Annotated in this window: 22 protein-coding genes and 1 pseudogene; 12 read left to right on the top strand and 11 right to left on the bottom strand. The window is 38.4% G+C overall.

Going from position 1 to position 19,253, the window contains the following annotated elements; translation table 11 throughout:
• Positions 1-88 precede the first annotated feature (88 nt).
• Positions 89-2,014 carry a molecular chaperone DnaK gene (gene dnaK / locus BVH02_RS17905; protein WP_086502846.1) on the top strand — a complete coding sequence of 642 codons (1,926 nt, stop codon included), beginning with the start codon at positions 89-91 and terminating at the stop codon, positions 2,012-2,014.
• A 124-nt stretch (positions 2,015-2,138) separates the two neighbouring features.
• Positions 2,139-2,513, top strand: a complete 375-nt coding sequence (locus BVH02_RS17900; RefSeq protein WP_086502845.1) for a co-chaperone GroES — start codon at positions 2,139-2,141, stop codon at positions 2,511-2,513.
• A 67-nt stretch (positions 2,514-2,580) separates the two neighbouring features.
• Here BVH02_RS17900 and BVH02_RS17895 read toward each other — a convergent pair whose 3' ends face one another.
• From BVH02_RS17895 to rocD, 5 genes are all read right to left on the bottom strand, one after another.
• On the bottom strand, positions 2,581-2,868 hold the full coding sequence (locus BVH02_RS17895; RefSeq protein ID WP_086502844.1) for a hypothetical protein: 288 nt from the start codon (positions 2,866-2,868) through the stop codon (positions 2,581-2,583).
• Between the two features lie 297 nt (positions 2,869-3,165).
• Positions 3,166-4,347, bottom strand: a complete 1,182-nt coding sequence (locus BVH02_RS17890; RefSeq protein ID WP_086502843.1) for a porin — start codon at positions 4,345-4,347, stop codon at positions 3,166-3,168.
• Positions 4,348-5,201: 854 nt separating this feature from the next.
• Positions 5,202-6,170: a porphobilinogen synthase gene (gene hemB, locus BVH02_RS17885; RefSeq protein ID WP_086502842.1), complete on the bottom strand. Its 969-nt coding sequence runs from the start codon at positions 6,168-6,170 to the stop codon at positions 5,202-5,204.
• A gap of 3 nt (positions 6,171-6,173) precedes the next feature.
• Positions 6,174-6,827, bottom strand: a complete 654-nt coding sequence (locus BVH02_RS17880; RefSeq protein WP_086502841.1) for an HAD family hydrolase — start codon at positions 6,825-6,827, stop codon at positions 6,174-6,176.
• Between the two features lie 109 nt (positions 6,828-6,936).
• Complete coding sequence (rocD, locus tag BVH02_RS17875) at positions 6,937-8,172, bottom strand: ornithine--oxo-acid transaminase (protein WP_086502840.1); 1,236 nt, start codon at positions 8,170-8,172, stop codon at positions 6,937-6,939.
• 75 nt (positions 8,173-8,247) lie between these two features.
• Between rocD and BVH02_RS21460 the strand changes: the two genes are divergently transcribed.
• From BVH02_RS21460 to BVH02_RS17835, 9 genes and pseudogenes are all read left to right on the top strand, one after another.
• Positions 8,248-8,406 (top strand): DUF5522 domain-containing protein, encoded by a 159-nt coding sequence (locus tag BVH02_RS21460; RefSeq protein WP_158093909.1) that lies wholly within the window; start codon positions 8,248-8,250, stop codon positions 8,404-8,406.
• A gap of 102 nt (positions 8,407-8,508) precedes the next feature.
• Positions 8,509-8,751 carry a 50S ribosomal protein L28 gene (gene rpmB / locus BVH02_RS17870; protein ID WP_057939354.1) on the top strand — a complete coding sequence of 81 codons (243 nt, stop codon included), beginning with the start codon at positions 8,509-8,511 and terminating at the stop codon, positions 8,749-8,751.
• 30 nt (positions 8,752-8,781) lie between these two features.
• Positions 8,782-8,964: a 50S ribosomal protein L33 gene (gene rpmG, locus BVH02_RS17865; RefSeq protein ID WP_057939355.1), complete on the top strand. Its 183-nt coding sequence runs from the start codon at positions 8,782-8,784 to the stop codon at positions 8,962-8,964.
• Positions 8,965-9,001: 37 nt separating this feature from the next.
• Positions 9,002-9,154 carry a DUF4295 domain-containing protein gene (locus tag BVH02_RS17860; RefSeq protein WP_086502839.1) on the top strand — a complete coding sequence of 51 codons (153 nt, stop codon included), beginning with the start codon at positions 9,002-9,004 and terminating at the stop codon, positions 9,152-9,154.
• 91 nt (positions 9,155-9,245) lie between these two features.
• Positions 9,246-10,202: a signal recognition particle-docking protein FtsY gene (ftsY, locus tag BVH02_RS17855; protein WP_086502838.1), complete on the top strand. Its 957-nt coding sequence runs from the start codon at positions 9,246-9,248 to the stop codon at positions 10,200-10,202.
• 158 nt (positions 10,203-10,360) lie between these two features.
• A pseudogene (locus tag BVH02_RS17850) lies at positions 10,361-11,169 on the top strand (SPFH domain-containing protein).
• 2 nt (positions 11,170-11,171) lie between these two features.
• On the top strand, positions 11,172-11,660 hold the full coding sequence (locus BVH02_RS17845) for a hypothetical protein (RefSeq protein ID WP_143244244.1): 489 nt from the start codon (positions 11,172-11,174) through the stop codon (positions 11,658-11,660).
• Positions 11,661-11,663: 3 nt separating this feature from the next.
• Entirely contained in the window at positions 11,664-11,843 is a 180-nt protein-coding gene (locus BVH02_RS17840; RefSeq protein WP_086502836.1) for an Arc family DNA-binding protein, read from the top strand.
• A gap of 52 nt (positions 11,844-11,895) precedes the next feature.
• A complete protein-coding gene (locus BVH02_RS17835; protein WP_086502835.1) occupies positions 11,896-12,240 on the top strand; it encodes a hypothetical protein in 345 nt (114 codons plus the stop codon).
• Between the two features lie 9 nt (positions 12,241-12,249).
• Here BVH02_RS17835 and BVH02_RS17830 read toward each other — a convergent pair whose 3' ends face one another.
• Positions 12,250-13,743: a TolC family protein gene (locus BVH02_RS17830; protein WP_086502834.1), complete on the bottom strand. Its 1,494-nt coding sequence runs from the start codon at positions 13,741-13,743 to the stop codon at positions 12,250-12,252.
• 182 nt (positions 13,744-13,925) lie between these two features.
• Between BVH02_RS17830 and BVH02_RS17825 the strand changes: the two genes are divergently transcribed.
• The gene (locus tag BVH02_RS17825; protein WP_086502833.1) at positions 13,926-14,690 is read left to right on the top strand and encodes a class I SAM-dependent methyltransferase; all 765 of its coding nucleotides are present in this window, start codon (positions 13,926-13,928) and stop codon (positions 14,688-14,690) included.
• On the opposite strand, the gene BVH02_RS17820 is transcribed toward BVH02_RS17825, so the two are convergent.
• The 5 genes from BVH02_RS17820 to BVH02_RS17800 are packed head-to-tail and all read right to left on the bottom strand — an operon-like array spanning position 14,687 to position 18,917.
• Positions 14,687-15,649 (bottom strand): glycosyltransferase, encoded by a 963-nt coding sequence (locus tag BVH02_RS17820; RefSeq protein WP_086502832.1) that lies wholly within the window; start codon positions 15,647-15,649, stop codon positions 14,687-14,689. The two genes, BVH02_RS17825 and BVH02_RS17820, sit on opposite strands and share 4 nt — an antisense overlap.
• The gene (locus tag BVH02_RS17815; protein WP_086502831.1) at positions 15,649-16,608 is read right to left on the bottom strand and encodes a glycosyltransferase family 2 protein; all 960 of its coding nucleotides are present in this window, start codon (positions 16,606-16,608) and stop codon (positions 15,649-15,651) included. Before BVH02_RS17815 ends, BVH02_RS17820 begins: the two co-directional genes overlap by 1 nt.
• Positions 16,609-16,611: 3 nt before the next feature.
• Entirely contained in the window at positions 16,612-17,160 is a 549-nt protein-coding gene (locus tag BVH02_RS17810; protein ID WP_086502830.1) for a DUF4199 domain-containing protein, read from the bottom strand.
• Positions 17,161-17,167: 7 nt separating this feature from the next.
• Positions 17,168-17,680: a DUF4199 domain-containing protein gene (locus tag BVH02_RS17805; protein WP_086502829.1), complete on the bottom strand. Its 513-nt coding sequence runs from the start codon at positions 17,678-17,680 to the stop codon at positions 17,168-17,170.
• Entirely contained in the window at positions 17,673-18,917 is a 1,245-nt protein-coding gene (locus tag BVH02_RS17800; protein ID WP_086502828.1) for a dihydroorotase, read from the bottom strand. Before BVH02_RS17800 ends, BVH02_RS17805 begins: the two co-directional genes overlap by 8 nt.
• Positions 18,918-19,253 lie beyond the last annotated feature (336 nt).

Raw genomic sequence — 19,253 nt, 5'->3', positions numbered from 1 at the left:
GACACAAAATGTTGCGAATTGTGAGATGGCACATGCCTTGAAGAAAGGGAGTAGAATCAATTTGAAAAAAACTTAAAAACATATAATCATGGGAAAAATCATAGGCATTGACTTAGGAACAACCAACTCCTGCGTAGCAGTAATGGAAGGTAATGAGCCTGTAGTCATTCAAAACAGTGAAGGTAGAAGAACCACTCCTTCAATTGTAGCTTTCCTTGACAACGGGAACGGCGAGCGTAAAGTAGGAGATCCTGCTAAGCGTCAGGCAATTACCAATCCAACGAACACTATTTCTTCTGTTAAAAGATTTATGGGAAAGAAATTCTCTGAAATCACAGAAGAGAAAAAACATGCCCCTTATAAAGTAGAAAAAGGAACAAACGATACTGTCGTTGTAAGAATCGGAGATCGTACTTACACTCCTCAAGAACTTTCTGCTATGATCCTTCAGAAAATGAAGGCTACAGCTGAGGATTTCTTGGGACAAACAGTAACTGAAGCTGTTATTACTGTTCCTGCGTACTTCAATGATTCGGAGCGTCAGGCGACAAAAGAAGCTGGACAGATTGCTGGCTTAGAAGTGAAGCGTATCATTAACGAGCCAACTGCTGCAGCTTTGGCATACGGAATGGACAAAAAGCACATGGATATGAAGATCGCTGTGTATGACCTTGGTGGTGGTACATTTGATATTTCAATCTTGGAGCTTGGTGATGGTATTTTCGAAGTAAAATCTACCAATGGTGATGTCCACTTAGGTGGTGATGACTTTGATCAGGTAGTTATGAACTGGCTAGCTGAAGAGTTTAAATCTGAGGAGCAAATTGATCTTAGACAAGATCCAATGGCACTTCAGAGATTGAAAGAAGCTTCAGAAAAAGCAAAAATTGAGCTTTCTAGTTCTGCTTCTACTGAAATTAACTTGCCATACATCACTGCAACTCAGACAGGCCCTAAGCACTTGGTAAGAACCTTGAGCCGTTCGAAATTTGAACAACTTACTGAAGATCTAGTAAGAAGATCTATGGAGCCTTGTAAGAAAGCGTTGGCAGATGCAGGCATGACGCCATCTGACATTGACGAAGTAATTTTGGTTGGTGGTTCTACTAGAATACCTAAAATACAGGAAGAAGTTGAGAAGTTCTTCGGCAAGAAGCCTTCAAAAGGTGTTAACCCTGATGAGGTAGTAGCAATTGGTGCTGCGATTCAAGGTGGTGTATTGACAGGTGAAGTGAAAGACGTTCTTCTTTTAGACGTAACTCCACTTTCTCTAGGCATCGAAACAATGGGCGGAGTTTTGACCAAATTGATCGAATCAAACACGACTATTCCTACTAAGAAGTCTGAGACTTTCTCTACAGCTTCTGACAATCAACCAGCAGTGGATATCCATGTGTTGCAAGGTGAGCGCGCAATGGCAAAGGATAACAGAAGTATTGGTAGATTCCAACTTTCTGACATTCCACCAGCACAAAGAGGCGTTCCTCAGATCGAAGTGACTTTTGATATCGATGCTAACGGTATTCTAAATGTATCTGCAAAAGATAAAGGAACTGGAAAAGAGCAGAAGATTAAGATCGAAGCTTCTTCAGGACTTTCTCAAGAAGAGATCGACAGAATGAAATCTGAAGCGGAAGCTAATGCAGCATCTGATAAAATCGAAAAAGAAAAAATCGACAAATTAAATCAGGCTGACAGCTTAGTTTTCCAAACTGAGAAGCAGTTGAAAGAATACGGAGACAAACTTTCTGAAGGAAACAAAACTGCTATCGCTGCAGCTCTAGAAACTCTTAAAGTTGCTCATCAATCCCAAAACATAGAAGGAATTGATTTAGCTATGGAAGGATTGAACAAAGCTTGGGAAGCTGCTTCTACAGAGATGTACAATGCTGCCGGAGCAGATGGAGCAGCCGCTCCTGGTTCTGATCCAAATGCAAGCGCAGGTTCTGCTGATGCTGGTGACGGAGTATCTGATGTCGATTACGAAGAAGTAAGCGAAGAAGAGAAAAAATAATAGCTCATAAGCTAAACCAACTGAGAAAGGCATCTGTGTAAAAGCAGATGCCTTTTTAGTTACCAATCCATGAATCAAGAACACCTCGTATAAACTCTTGATATTCGATTCTAGATAAATAGCCATGCAATTAACAGCTGATAACAAACTAAGGAAACTCATCGTAGTAGGCGACCGAGTTCTGATCCGATTAAAGAAGCCGAATGCCAAGACTGGTTCAGGGCTATATTTACCTCCGGGGGTTCAGGAAAAAGAGAAAGTACAGCAAGGCTATATAATTAAAGCTGGCCCAGGATATCCTATTCCGGTAGCTTCAGATGACCCAGAGCCATGGATGGATAAGGAAGAAAAAGTGAAGTATGTCCCCCTTCAAGCAAAAGAAGGAGACTTAGCTATCTTTTTACTTTCTGGAGCACATGAAGTAGTTTATGAGGGAGAAAAGTATTACATCGTTTCCCAAGCTGCTATCCTTATGCTCGAAAGAGAAGAAGATTTATAAATGCAAAAAGCCCGGAAAAATCCGAGCTTTTTGCATTTATAAAAAATCAAGATGTAATCCTTGATTTTCAATCTTTCCAAACTTTTCTATTTTTTGCCTTAGGGCCTTGTTGCATTTTATCCTCTCTACGGACGTAAGCCGATTGGGTAGAGCCTTCAGACTTTTTCCACACTTTTTGATTCTTTCGCTTTGGCCCTTTTAGATCATTTGGAACAGTATTGAATGTAATCGGGGAAGCATTGACAGCGAGTTCAGATGCTGTTGCATTTTTTGCTTTTGGACCTTTCAAAGTTGATTGGGAATATCCAATCACCGATAACATCATAAGTGCGATCACTAACACCGATCGTTTCATAGTAAGAATAGTTTTAAGTTAAACTTACTTAACTATACTTATGAAAGGCAAAAAGGTTACGCGTTTTCGCTATTTAATAGATGCTTTTTGACAATTCATAAAATTATCTTTTTCAATGTTTTTAACAAACGTCCAATAATGAGTCTATAAATTAACTCGTAATTACAATCACTAGAACGTTGTTATTAGGACTGGGCATAATCATACCCTAGAAATTAGATCTTCACCTTGTATTATAAAAAAACCGGGATGAAATTCATCCCGGCTTAAAATTGAAAATAGACCCTGTTTATATTTTTAGAATGCAAATACTGCCGCCAACATGAATGATGACAAATTCTTTGAATCATTCAAATCATTATCCTTAAAGAAATTATCACTCATTGCATCCATTCTCAATTCAGGAATCAACGTCAGGTTTTTATGAACTCTCAAATTCCCAGAAAGAGTAGCTGCAAAGACACTACCGTCTCCATCAGAATTAACACCAACTACTCCACCAAGTCCACCATTAAATACATTAAAATATTCTCCACGAAGACCAATTGAAAATTTCTCAGAAGTAGTGGCCTGAACATAACCAGCAAAACCAAAGAATCCAGCGCCATCGCCATCTGTATCACTAACAGAAGATCCAGTAAACGTTTCACCCGTAGCAGTGGTATTGTATGTAGTGTTTAAGCCAAGATAGATAGCCTCAGAAGCATTGAATCCTGTAGTTAAATCAACTTGGAATGTTGTCCCATTAGAATATTGATCGGTAATTAGTGTGCCGTCATTTTCTAGTTTTCCATCTTGATCCCCGTAAACGAAGTTTAAGTATGTACTTCCGGCATCAGTCGAATAGCCTAACTGAGCTCCAAGGGTATAGGTACCAGCTATGTTGAATTCAGTCATATCCGTAGGATTCATCACCGCAGCCATCAATGACCACTTGTCAGAAAGTGCAAAATCTGCCTTCAAACCTGTATGAGAAAAAGGTCCATTGGAGAACATATAAGAGGTAGAGTAGTTAAAATTTCCCGTTGGAGAAATTACCTCATACCCGAGGAAGGTATTGAAGTTACCCATGGTCAAGGTCACCACATCGTTCACATTCCAGTACACATACAATTGATTTACAATTTGAGAGCTTCCAGCCATTCCTCCAGCAAACATCGGAGAACCAAAAACAGCCTGTTCACCTCTTGGACCAAAAACCAAGTCAGCGACAGCGCCTACTTTTTCACCTTGATAAGTAGCAATAATGTTTGCCATACCTAAAGAGAAGCCAGGAAGATTTCCAAAAGATGTAGCTGGGGCCTGAAAATTTTCGCCCCTGTTTGGGCCATTGAAGTTGGTACGGAAGTAAGAATCAACAGAACCTGAGAACGTTAATCCAGATGACTCTTTTTCTTCCTGTATAATCATCTCTTGTGCATAAGTATTGGCCACAACGAGAAGTAAGAGTGCCAAAACTAGTAATTGATTTTTTTTCATGATTTGAATAGGTATAGGTTTTAAATATGGTTTCAAGAGAGAGAGAGAGAGAGAGAGAGAGAGAGAGAGATGAAATTCCCAATTAATCGGAGCACAGATCCTTTGTCTTAAGATTCAGGAATTCGGAGCATTACATAAATGCGGATTCAACGCCTATTCTAAGTTCATCCTTTCATGGCCGTTTTTGTACATGAGTAAGAACACCCTATTACCCGTGTGTAGAAAGGGGCGGACACTAGTGTCAACACGGGTCCTAAGTAGATCTTTTAGCCATTTCTATCGAATCGACAATTTGACCGGTTAGTGCATTGACTAAGAATAGCGGCTAAATATCTTATAAGTCATAAGAAGTTATTTGACATAAAACAAAATTTTCAATAGGTCTAACACAGAAATTATGATTCCAATTTAAATACAATTTTAGCATAAAAACAAACGTGTATTTGAAATATTATCAAATTAAAATATTATTGACGGTTAATAATTATCCATTTTTTACTTAAATGAAGAATTTTTAACATTTATAGGATAAAAATAAACCCTAGTGGAAAAAATAATAATATTCGGTAAAAGTAGAGAGGTATTGATTAAAACGTCAACAACACACGCCATCCAGAATATTTAAATTAAGGAGCTTATACCATAGAGGATCTTCCTTTTAAAGACATAAGGCTTTGTTTTCAGTGAACCAGCTGATTTTACGAAAAATAAAAACTCTACTTACTTAAGTCCCCAATTCAACCTAATCATAAAATATTTTCATGTTTTTCAAAAAAAGAGACGTCTAAAAACACTTAGACATAAAAAAAACCGGCCTAACCGGTTTTAATTTCAAAAAATAATCACAGAAGATATTACTTCACCAAACTTGCATATTCTTTGGCAAAATATGTAAGAATGACCTTTGCTCCCGCCCGCTTAATACTTACTAAGATCTCAAGCATAGCCCGATCATTATCAATCCATCCTCTTTCTGCTGAAGCTTTCACCATGCTATACTCTCCAGACACATTATAAGCAGCTATTGGCAATGGAAAGTTATCGTCTAGCAGTTTGATTATATCCAAATAAGAAAGCGCCGGCTTCACCATGAGAAAATCTGCACCCTCTTCTGTATCTAAGTCCCCTTCGATAAGCGCCTCCTGAGAATTAGAAGGATTCATTTGATAGGTCTTTTTATCTCCAAATTTCGGTGCAGAATCTAACGCATCTCTAAATGGACCATAAAAAGCGCTCGCGTATTTGGCTGTGTAAGACATGATAGAAGTGTCTGTAAATCCACTTTCATCCAACAACTCGCGAATATACCCCACTCTCCCATCCATCATATCGGAAGGCCCAATGATATCTACCCCAGCGTCCGCTTGGGCTAATGACATTCTTGCCAAAATCTCAAGTGTCTCATCATTCAAAATTTTGCCATTTTTTACCAAACCATCATGACCATCACTACTGTAGGGATCCATCGCCACATCCGACATTAAACAAACTTCCGGGAATTCCTTCTTGATTTCGCGAAGCGCCTTCAAATAAAACGTCTCTGGATTATAACTCTCAGAAGCCACCGGATCTTTCAAACTATCAGAATAAGCTGGAAATACATCAAAAGCCTGAATGCCTAACTTCATACAGGTTTCGATTTCGCCAAGCATGTTATCAATAGAAAATCTATAAATTCCAGGCATGGAATCGATAGCTATTTTCTTTTTTGCTCCGTCTACCAAGAACATTGGAAAGATAAGATCCTTGACAGAAAGGCTCGTTTCTTCCACAAGATTCCTTACAGCTTCAGATTTTCGATTTCTTCTAGGTCTTCTTAGCATGATTTATTTGAAAAGTTGTTGAATCTGATTAAGATCTAATTTATTGTAATCTTCTATATATAGGTCACATTTTGGCAATTCATCAATTGTATGACTAGAAAGCACGCCAACTACTTTCATTCCTGCATTCAACCCTGCACTGGCACCTGAAAAGGAATCTTCAAACACCAAACAGTTATCAGGCCTCACTCCAAGTTTGGCAGCACTTTTTAAATAAACTTCAGGATCGGGCTTATGATTTGACACATCTTCTGAAGCAAGCTGAGATTGCATTAGCCCCCCAATTCCAAGTGTACCAATAATTAAATCCAAATTCGCCCTTGGAGCAGATGTAGCTACAGCTGTGAGCATATCGGCAGATTTCAGCTGATCAAAAAACTCGATAAAACCTGAAATTGGATTTACTTCTGACATATATATCTCCCTGAACAACCCTTCTTTCTCATCTTCAAGCAAAGCCAATTCTTCCCCCTCTATCTTTCTGCCTAAGAAATGACTCAGAATATATCCGTTATTTTTCCCGTACATATGCTCAGCATATTCAGCTTGAGTAGGATTCAGATCACGCTTCGCAAAAAATTTCTGAAAGGCAATGGAATGAAATGGATTGGTATGACAAATCACTCCATCCATATCAAAAATGATAGCTTTTAACATGTGTTGGTTCATTTTTTAGAGTTGCAAAATTAAGCATAAGACACTAAAAAACCCTCCCAAGTTCCAAAAACAAGGAGGGTCTATTTGAAATGTAAGCAATAGCTATAACTTACTTTTCGAATGCAAGGATCGATTTCTCTATAATATCACAACATTCATGAATCTGTTCTTCAGTCATCACCAATGGTGGAGCAAATCGGATTATATTTCCATGCGTGGGCTTCGCCAAAAGACCATTGTTTTTCAAGGCAATACAAATATTCCAAGCAGTACTACTTTCTTCAGTATCATTGATCACAACTGCGTTGAGCAAACCTTTTCCCCTAACCAACTGAACGAGATCTGACTTTTCTACCAGATTCTGCATTCTAGCTCTGAAAACCTGCCCTAGCTTCTCAGCGTTCTCTGCCAGTTTCTCATCTTTCACCACTTCCAGTGCTGTCATAGCTACGCGTGCTCCAAGTGGATTCCCTCCGAAAGTTGACCCATGCTGACCAGGTTTGATCACATCCATCACCGCATCATCTGCCAAAACTAGGGACACGGGATAAAATCCACCAGAAACAGCTTTACCGAGAATCAAAATATCCGGCCTAACATTTTCATGATCTACTGCGAGTAATTTTCCAGTTCTAGCTATTCCAGTCTGGATTTCATCCGCAATAAAAAGCACATTTTTTTCTTCACAAGCAGCCTTTGCTTCCTTCAAATAATCAGGTCCCGGCACATATACTCCAGCTTCTCCCTGAATAGGCTCAACAAGGAATCCAACAACATCAGGATCATTCAAAACTGCCTTTAATGCAGAGATATCATCGTATGGAATCTTTACAAATCCAGCAGTGTAAGGCCCAAAATTCTTACGCGCATTTTCATCATTAGAGAAAGAGATGATTGTAGTGGTTCTACCATGGAAGTTATTCTCTGCCACGACAATCTTTGCACGATTCTCATCCACTCCCTTTTTCTCATAACCCCATTTTCTTGCGATTTTTATAGCCGTCTCTACACCTTCTGCACCTGTATTCATCGGGAGCACTTTATCAAAACCGAAGTAATCAGAGATGTATTTCTCGAAAGGCCCTAGCACATCGTTATGGAAGGCCCTAGAAGTCAAAGTCAATGTGCTCGCTTGCTCAATTAGCGCCTCTTTAATACGGGGATGACAATGACCTTGATTCACCGCAGAATAGGCAGATAAGAAATCATAATACCGCTTTCCTTCTACGTCCCAGAGGAACACACCCTCGCCCCTGGCCAGTACGACAGGTAATGGATGATAATTATGTGCACCGTATTTATCTTCTAATTCAATTGCTTGCTTACTGGAACTGATAGTCTGCATGTTTTTCGTAATTTTGTGTACTCTATAAATAAGGACTGGTCAAGCTCAAATATAGCAATTGCCATTACTCTAACCATGAAAGACAGCAAGAAGCCGCTCCCAACACCAGCGATTAGTTCGGAAGACTTTTATTTTAACCCGCAAGGAATGATGGTTTTCACAGAAAAATATCACTTAAAACGCGGTTATTGCTGCGGAAACGGCTGTAAACACTGTCCCTTTCCAAGACCCTGAGATAAAAGAGGATATTTTTGAAATGTGTTGTTGCAAATCACCGAAAAGTTCCGATATTTGCAAACTCAATACAGAAACGGATACAATTTACTATACATTACCATGGCAAAAGTTTGTGACATTACCGGAAAAAGACCTCGAGTAGGTAACAACGTCTCCCATGCAAACAACAAAACTAAGCGTAGGTTCTACCCTAATCTTCATAAGAAGACGTTCTACGTTCCAGAAGAAGATGCATGGATCACATTGAAAGTTTGTACTAAGGCATTGAAGACAATCAATAAAAAAGGTATCACTGCAGTTTTGAAAGAAGCGCAGGATAACGGGATGATTGTAATCAGATAATCAAGGTCGCGACCTTAAATCAATACAAAGATGGCTAAGAAAGGCAATAGAGTACAAGTGATTATGGAATGCACGGAGCATAAAGCTTCTGGCTTGCCAGGTACTTCAAGATACATCACAACCAAGAATAGAAAAAACACGACCGAAAGATTGGAATTGAAGAAATTCAACCCAATAATGAAGAAAGTAACTGTTCATAAAGAAATTAAGTAATCTAGCTCGGAAGCAATTCCGTTAAAACAAAAAGACTATGGCTAAGAAAGTAGTAGCAACCCTTAAAAAAGAAGGTGGCGTGTCTTACGCCAAAGTAATCAAAGCGGTAAGATCTCCAAAGACTGGCGCTTATACCTTCAGAGAAGAAATGGTCCCTTCCCCTTTGGTACAGGACACTTTGAAAAAATAAGTTGCAATTCGCAACATAAGGCATTCGAGTCCCTCTGTCCATCGGTCAGCAGGGACTTTTTCGTTATATTCCACTTTTAAAAAGCATAAGCATGGGAATCTTTGGTTTCTTTTCAAAAGACAAGAAAGAAAGCCTTGATAAGGGCCTTCAGAAATCAAGCGAAAATATTTTTTCAAAACTAAGTAAAGCCGTAGTCGGTAAGTCTAAAGTGGACGACGAGGTTTTGGATGAATTGGAGGAAATTCTTATCACTTCCGACGTAGGAGTTGATACGACTATCAAAGTAATCAAACGCATAGAAGAACGAGTAGCCAGAGACAAATATGTCAACACAACTGAGTTAGACGTCATTCTTAAGGAAGAAATTGAGAACCTTCTCAAAGAAAATAACTCCCAAGACCTGCTTGACATTGATCTGCCCGAAGGCAAAAAACCATATGTTATCATGGTGGTAGGAGTGAATGGTGTGGGTAAAACTACTACCATAGGCAAACTTGCAAACCTTTTCCAATCGGCAGGGAAGTCAGTAATCTTAGGCGCTGCAGATACGTTTAGAGCAGCAGCTGTGGATCAATTGATTCTCTGGGGAGAAAGAGTTGGGGTGCCCGTAGTCTCACATGGAATGAACACTGACCCGGCTTCCGTAGCATTCGATGCCGTAAAGCAAGGCGTAGATACTAATGCCGATGTGGTAATAATCGATACGGCCGGACGTCTTCACACCAAAGTCAATCTGATGAATGAGCTAGGCAAGATAAAACGCGTAATGCAGAAGTTCATCCCTGATGCTCCCCACGAAATCCTACTTGTATTGGATGGCTCTACAGGACAGAATGCATTTATTCAAGCCAAAGAATTTACGAAAGTGACAGAAATCACTGCTCTCGCCATTACCAAACTTGACGGCACTGCCAAAGGCGGAGTAGTTATCGGTATTTCGGACCAATTTAAAATTCCCGTCAAATACATAGGTGTAGGTGAGAAAATGACTGATCTACAGATTTTCAATCGTAAGGAATTTGTCGATTCACTCTTCACTAAAAAGTAAAGAAAGCTCACCATATTCAAATACCCCGAACTACTTCGGGGTATTTTTTTTATCAACTATTAATCAATCCTGAGAGTTTTTTTTTGTATTTTAATATGATATCATTTTAACATCATATTAACATGTAAAAAATAACCAAACCCAGCTCCGGATACATCATGGTTTTCCTTGTGTTAATTGGAATAGCTATTTCAGTAGTTTTATTATCCAATAGTTCTCCCATCGGCGGAGTAACTCTTTTTCTTTATATTCTGTGTTTTCCAGGCTTCTTCATTGTTGAGCCTAACAAAGCAGCTGTACTCCTTCTATTTGGTAAATATGAGGGAACTGTCAAAGCCAATGGGTTTTATTGGGTCATTCCATTCATCACCAAAAAGAAAATTTCACTTCGTGTAAGAAACTTTGAAAACAAGCCAGTAAAAGTGAATGACAAAATCGGTAATCCTGTGATGATTGGGACTATTGTAGTATGGCAAGTGGAAGACACGTTCAAAACTTCTTTCGATGTCGATGATTATGAAAACTTTGTACATCTTCAATCAGATGCCGCCATTAGAAAAATGGCTGGATTATACCCTTACGATAATTTTGAAGCAGAAGAAGCGGAGGTCACTCTGAGATCGGGAGTAGAAGATGTGAATCATTCTTTGGAAAAAGAAATTGGTGAACGACTTCACCATGCTGGCATAAAAGTGATAGAAGCTAGAATTTCGCATCTCGCCTATTCTTCGGAGATCGCATCGGCTATGCTTCAAAGACAACAGGCAACTGCAATGTGGCTGCACGCCAAAAGATAGTAGAAGGCGCAGTTGGAATGGTGGAAATGGCTTTAGCTGACCTCAAAATGAAAGGAATAGTAGATTTTGACAATGAAAAAAAAGCAGTGATGGTCTCCAATTTAATGGTAGTACTATGCTCTGATAAAAGTGCCACACCAGTCTTGAACGTCGGAACATTAAATCAATAGCCGTGGTTAATCGAATTTTTAAAGAAAGTCAATCTTATGTTGGCACCTGGGTTATGTATTTAATTATACTAATAGAGCTACCAACACTTATTCTACTGGCCATACTATATGCTACCTCCGAGGACAAGCAAGAAATGATAATTGCTATGGCCGTAGTTATAGGCACCATGGGTCTGTTAATTCTACTTATTTTAAGTCTAAGATTAGAGACTAGAATTGACAGACAAAATATATCCTTTAGATATAAACCCATCATCAGGAATTGGAGAAACTATTCCAGAGCAGAAATACTTTCAGCTGAAGTGATTGAATACAGCCCGCTGACTGATTATGGTGGATGGGGTTTAAAAGGCAATAAAACTACGAAAGCGTATTCGGTTCTAGGTGATGAGGGTCTCCTTTTGGATGTGGGGGAAAAGAAAAAAATAATGATTGGTACGATGAAATCTAAAGAGTTAACAGATTTCATGAAAGATTGGATTGAGAAATAAATTATGTCTAGAAAGAAAGCATTTGCACTTCGGTTGGATGAAAATATGATGAAAGCGCTCGAAAAATGGGCGGCCGATGAATTTCGTAGTACTAATGGCCAACTCGAATGGATCATCCGTGAATCCCTTAAAAAAGCTGCACGCTTACCGAAGGGAGAATCAGGTTATTCAAATATAGAATAAACCAGTTCGAGTATTTATCTGTTGTATCTTTATAACATAAATCACTATAATTATGAAAAAACTAATCTTTACATGTATACTTTTAGGTGGCTTGATTTACTTATCACCAGCTGAAGTAATTGCCCAATCTGTAAGTACTTCAACTGTAGATTCGAAAACTCAAGAGAAATTAGAAAAATCAAAAATTCAGCTCGAAAAGTACACAGAAAGTCACAGGAAAGCTGTCGAAAAACTTGCGAAAACAAGAGAAGACTATGATAAAAAGAATGGCGCAGGAAAGCTCTCTCCAAATGATGTAGAGAAAATTACCAAGAAATTGGGTAAACAATCTAAGTCAATTGAGAAGCTTGATAAGAAGATCCGAAAGCTTGAAGAATACATAAGAAAAAATTCCTAAATACTCAAACTAATCTAAATCAGGACGATAGAGTAACTCCTCTTTTTCGAAATCATATAAAGTGAGGGATCTCAGCTCATAATATGCCTCCCAAAAGTCCTTCAAGGAAGTGTAAAAGGCTCTTTTATTAGAGTCTTTTTCATTTTGCGCAATGTTGAGATTGGTAATAGTCACGTTCCCTGTTTGATATCTTTTCAGAGCTATGTCGTATCTACGTTGAGCGACGTCATCCGACACTTTACTCACTTTTAGTCTATCCTTGATCATCATGAAAGTTTTCACCTGAGTAAAAACTTCCTGTTGAAAATTAATCAACTCCTGGTCTACAGTATATTCTACTAGCTCTTGGTTAGCCATTGCCATAGACATTCTGGCCTTATTCCTACCCCAGTCTAAAATTGGAACAGACAGTCCCAAACTTACCAGCGCTTGAGTATTGGGATTCTGATAGAGGTCAGGGAAATTAAGCGCTGCGTTATTATACCCATACCTTGCATTTAGTAGCACTTGGAAACGATCTCCTTTTGCCTGAGCCACCTGAGATTCAGCTACGGTTTTCTGTCGATCAAATCCAATTGCCTCAGCTCTGTTTTGAAAAGCAAGCTCAATTGCCCTATCCACATCTACTTCAAAATCCGGAATATCAACAGGAGAAACTAGTTTTAACTTAGAGGATTGATTCAACCCAATGAATGAATTCATTGCAAATGCTGTCTTTTCTAAAGATAGTTGAGCCTCTGCCCTTGCTTGCTGAGCATTTAGCACCTGTAATTCTATTTGCAAAAGCTCATCTTCAGGAGTGACTCCCATTTCATTCCGTTTTTTTTCTATGTAGAAAATATCTTCCGTATTCTTTAGATTCATAGTAGCAATCTCTGCATTAACCTGCGCGATTAAATAATCAAAATACAATTGGGTAACGTAAACAGAAACCCCTTCCATCTCCGCTACATATTCCCGCTTGCTCTCTTCATACAATAAAGGTTCGATCTTTTTATCCCATTTAAATCTGTTATAAGCAAAAATTGGTTGTTGCAATGCCACACTCACAGGCACACCTGAATACCTGGTTTGAGGTTCACCCGGAAATGGACGGAAGTTATCAAACCTGTTGGTAGAAGTGTTAATTGAAATAGTCCCTCCGGTAGCACCTACCACCTGCTGAAGCCCCAAACCCAAATCCATAAAATTCTGCTTTACCTCGATAAATTCGATAGAGCCATCAGGTTGCGTGATGGGACTGTATGATTGGGAGTATTGAGGAATTGTTCCGTTCAGTCTTAATTGCGGATTGTAATTTGACTTGAATAGTCTGTATTGCCAGTAGCTATTCTCTTTTATAGTCTTCACACGGAGTGCATAGGCAGAATTATCCTTTGCATGTTGCACCATTTCCTCTAAAGTAAAAGTTCGTATTTCTTGAGCTTGTGCAAAATTGGAAGCTCCTTCCAGAACAATTAGTGTAAAAAGCCATTGTAAAAAAAGCAATCTCCTGATCTTCATAAAGGCCAATTTTTAAGTGGTAATGAAAGAAATATTCCCTTCAACTAAAATACTGATTGATTCCCCACAAACAAGATAGTTATTGTACTTGAATTCATAAATAATGTAAAATAGCAAAACATTCCATTTCATTACGCTCCTTTTCAGCCTTTGCGTAACTTGCAGTCAGATCATAATCAACCATGAAATCAATTATCAGTTTTGTTATTCGTTACGTGCCTAGGCCGTTATTACAGCGCGTTAGCCCATTAGTAATGAAGGTATTTGCTAAAATGAATTCGGGTAAAGAAGTGACTTGTCCTGTATGTGATCATAGCTATAAGAAATTTCTTCCTTATGGTCGGATAGCGAGAGCAAATGCGCTTTGCCCAAATTGCTTAGCACTCGAGCGTCATCGTCTGATGTGGCTTTTCTTAAAAGAAAAGACCGACTTTTTTACCGCACCACTTCGAGTACTACATGTAGCACCTGAGCATTGTTTTATTGAAAGATTTGAAAGTTTGAAAAACTTGGATTACATCACTGCCGATATAGAATCCCCTTTGGCAAAAGTTAAAATGGATGTTCATGACATCCCATTTCCCGAAAATAGTTTTGATGTTGTATTTTGCAATCATGTACTGGAACACGTGGATGATGACATAAGAGCTTGTGCTGAGTTTAATCGTGTATTGAAGCCGAATGGCTGGGGAATCCTACAATCCCCTATTTACCCCATCAAAAAGACTTTAGAAGACAATAAAATCATTGATCCGGCAGAACGCGAACGAATATTTGGGCAGAGAGACCACGTGAGGAAGTTTGGAAAAGATTATGCAGAACGTTTGAGAAAATCTGGGTTAATAATAGAGGAAAACCATTTTGTAAAAGAAATCTCTTCAGCGAGTGTTAAGCAGAACGCACTCCCATCTGAAGAAGTGATCTTTGTTTGTAGAAAGGGCAATTAACCTTTTACGTATTTCCTTAAAAGCTCTAAAGGCAATCCAAGTCCATACGACCAAAGTTGCAAAACTGAGGTAAACCAACTTAAAACCCCGACTTTAGCTGACTTATTTTGCACTGCAGAAGAAAGAACAACGCCAACACTCCAGGTAATAAACACAGCTATACTGAGATGAAATAGAGGTTTACTACCAATAAAGAAAATAGGGATTGATAGACTAAAAAGCAAAAAAGCTGATGGCAACCAGTGAACCAACTTAATAGCTTCTGGATGAAATCTGGAAACGTTCACTCGATTCCTCCCAAATGAAAAGGCTTGCTTGGCAAATGATTTAAGTGTGTTTTTACGTTTGTGATATACGAAAGCATTCTTTACCAATTCAAGCTTGAATCCTGCTTTCTTAATACGAATACTCCATTCTATATCTTCTCCCTGATTCGGATCTACAAAACCAGCAGTCGTTTCGAATACTTTTCGCGATACTCCCATATTGAACCCACGAGCTTGGTACTTGGCAGGATCTTTCATTTTCCCGCGAATCCCACCTGTAGTCCAAAAGGAAGTCATCGCAAAATCCATAGCTTTCTGCAAAGCCGTAAAATCTTTATCGGCAGCATCTGGTCCACCAAAAGCATTAAGATTTCTGCTGTCAATAGCTTTTGCTAATTCTTGCAAATAATCATTTGGTAAAATCACGTCAGAATCTAGAATAACAAAAAAGTCACCATTTGCGATTTTCATTCCATTATTTCTGGCAAATCCTTGTCCTGTATTCACCTGTACTAAATATTGAAGCTGGAGTAGATCGGCAAAATTGGAGATTACATCACTCGAATTAATTAAAGAGCCATCCTCGATCACAACAACCTCGAAATCTGTGAAAATCTGATTGCTGAGACTATGAAGTAACTCACGTAATTCGTCTGGTCGATTGAAAACCGGTATGATTACCGAGAACTTCATCAGAAATCGAAGTTAATCTCCTCGTCAATTTTATACTCCGCTTCTTTGGATTGGTTAGAGGTCATTAACTCGGCTATAAATCCAGTTACAAATAACTGCACCCCTATAATCAACGCCACCAGTGCCAAAAAGAAAAGAGGCTGATCGGTAATTTCCCGTACTTTATGTCCTTTACTTAAGCCATATACTTTTTCAAAAATCAACCAACATGTGATTATAAATCCAGTAAAAAATGAAGCACTGCCGAGAAGTCCGAAAAAGTGCATTGGCTTTTTTTTGTATCGATGTACAAAAGAGACAGATATCAAATCTAGGAAACCATTCAGGAAACGCTCTAAGCCAAATTTAGAATACCCATATTTTCTAGCTTGATGTTGAACTACCTTCTCACCTATTTTCCCAAACCCATTCCATTTTGCCAATAAAGGAATGTATCTATGCATTTCACCATAGACATTAATGTTCTTAACTACTTTAAGTCGGTATGCCTTTAATCCACAATTAAAATCATGTAAATTAATCCCTGAGATCCACCGCGTTACACCATTAAAAAATCGTGAAGGGATTGTTTTCCCTAGAGGATCATGACGCTTTTTTTTCCAGCCAGAAACCACATCAAATCCTCCAGTGACCATCGCATACAAGCCAGGAATTTCTTCAGGACTATCCTGAAGGTCTGAATCCATCGTGATGACAACATCACCACACGCTTTTTTAAATCCTGCATCCAGAGCAGCTGATTTCCCATAATTTCTAGTGAAATTGATTCCTTTCACCTGCTTAGATACTATGGAAAGCGAATGAATTATTGACCAGGAATTGTCTGTGCTCCCATCATTTATATAAATCAATTCATAAGAAAAGCCGTGATCATGCATGACACGGCTAATCCATTGAGTTAATTCAGGCAGAGACTCTTCCTCATTAAATACAGGAACTACAACTGAAATTTGGGTCATAATTTAATAATCGAGAGACTTGTCCCTCTTCTTAAGGATTGCTCCCAAAATTAACGCAATAATTGCATATACTATCAAACTAAAACCAAAAGCCATCAGTTGCCCAGATAGCGTAAAACTATTGGCAGCGCTACTTCTCATTTCTTCCAATAAAGCAGGATCCATAGAATCAGGATTTTGACCGAAACTTTCCATAATGGATAATTGGGTCTCGAATCCCTGATCTGCCAACACTCCAGCCAAAGATGGGTCAATAACTTGAAATAAAAGAATCTGACCAATCAAGCCTACTAAGCCTGAAATTACTATAGCTACGAAACTAAAGTTAAAAGCTGTTCCAAACGTCATAAAACCTCCTAATTCAGTTCTATATTGTTTACCGAAATACATCATTAAAACGAAGAATAGGACAATTGCCACCAACCCAAACCACGCAGATCCTAGGAGAGATGAATCAATAAAATAGGCAATAAACGTAAGCGCCAAAGACACTAAGCCAATTGTTAACCCAGGCTTGATAGCTGCCTGAAAAGGAGATTGTTGTTCTTCCATGATTTAGTTAGTTAGGATTTTTCCTTAAAATAATAGATATAATAATAGTAAAAAACAGACCTGGGATGATTTTCCAAAGTGCATCATTCAAAGCAATATCCCATGGGATCATATTATTGATGCTCACTAGAGTTAAATCGAATGACCCTTCCCCAACTTGAGCTATAATAGTATCCTTGCTTGCCCCCAAAACATTAAGCTTTGAAGTCTTAATTCTATCAAATAAATCTGGGTGTACTATTAGTATCAACCATATTCCAGCTAATGAAACTATTGCTTCTAACATATAAGCTACAAATCCCACAGACATTCCTTCTGAAAATGAGAGATTGCCTTCATTACTATAATCTCTGTAAAATTTAACTGCAAGAAAAATAGCAATCGGGGTAATCGCATAACCAAAAATCAGATTTAGGTTAGTGGGATCTGAGTACAAAAATGAAAGAGTAATAAATGCCAGTATACTCAACACCCCCGCAAATCCACCAAACTTGTACGACGTACTAAAGTATTTAAACATTCACTTCTATTAACTCCCCTTTTTGAATCACATATTTTACCAGCCCTTTGAGCTCTTTCCCATACCAAGGTGAATTCGAAGAAAGTGATTTATTTGATTTCTCATTATAGCTCCAATCACCTTCCGGATCAAATATAGTCCAGGATTGATTCAGTTCATGAGGCAATATCCTAGTTGGACCAGCAGTGATTTTTTCTATCAAAAGAGACCATCCTAATTCTTTTTCTAGTAAAACTAGCGCTGGAAGAAATGTTTGTAAGCCGACCATCCCGAAATTCGCTAGGTCAAATTCCATAAACTTAGAGTCTCTATCTTCAGGCTGATGATTACTAACTAGCGCGTCAATAGTTCCATCCTTGATACCCTCAATCAATGCTGCTCTATCGGCACTTCCCCTGAATGGAGGTAATACTTTAAGATTTGGATCAAAATCCACCAGTTCTCCATCATCAAATAATAATTGATAAATAGAAACATCAGCAGTCACATTAAGCCCTTCTGCTTTAGCTTGCCGGATTAAATTTACTCCTTTAGCAGTATTGAGTGTCTGAAAATGAACACGGCCACCAGCATAGCGAATTATTTCAAGATTTCTCTGGATAGCTACATCTTCCGCAAGATTAGGAAATCCTTTCATGCCAAGCATCGTAGAGCACTCACCCTCGTGCATTTGACCATAGATGGCTAATAACGGATCATATGCATGATCAAACAACACTCCGTCGAATTTCTGGAGATACTGTAGGATTTTCATATAGCGATCTCCATTAGCTAAGGGCTTTATTCCTTCTCCAAAGATGGAAACGCCAGATTGATGATGCATATCGAGAATCTCGGTCAAATTCTCACCATTCGTGTCTTTAGTAGCTGCTCCTTGGATCAAAAACTCTGGAGTATATCTTTTAGATCTATTCAGCACATAATCCACATCACCTTTAGATTGAATAACAGGATCTGTATTAGGTAATATCACAGCGGTTGAAAAACCACTTACTACCAAACACTCAGCTAAGCTCTCAATGGACTCTTTGTATTCATGGCCTGGCTCACCCATGCTGCATCTAAGATCAATCCAACCAGGTGATAAAATCCAGCCTGAAGCATTGATTTCTTGATTAACATGCGAACTATTACTAGAAGATTTTTCGGAAAATTCTCGATTATCAAAAACGTAATCAGTTGATTCTTCAGAACCATCAGGATTAATAATACGGAGACCTTTAAATAGAATGGACATTCAAATTTACTTTGATGCAAAACTGCAATAATATTCCAAAAATGAAAAATGGAATTAGAAATAGTAAGATAAAAGACAACCCATATAGACTAAATCACACAATAAGCGAAATGTATTAGCTAAAATAAATAATGGCCTTTACTTCATAGTGATCATATGAGTTTTATAGAATTGGAAGATCTTACCAACTTTTTGTACCCAAAAACCCTTTAAATAAATAAGGAGGCTTTTTATTCCTTTCGGTGGCACCTCTAGCATGTGAAGATTAGATCAGGAAAAGGTCTTGAAAACCGAAAGAATTTTGTATTCAACGGGATGATGTAGAACAGTTTCTCG

The organism is Algoriphagus ratkowskyi (assembly GCF_002150505.1).
Classification (GTDB): Bacteria; Bacteroidota; Bacteroidia; order Cytophagales; family Cyclobacteriaceae; genus Algoriphagus; species Algoriphagus ratkowskyi.
The sequence above is the reverse complement of the archived record's forward strand: the minus strand, read 5'-3'. Positions and strand labels throughout refer to the sequence as shown.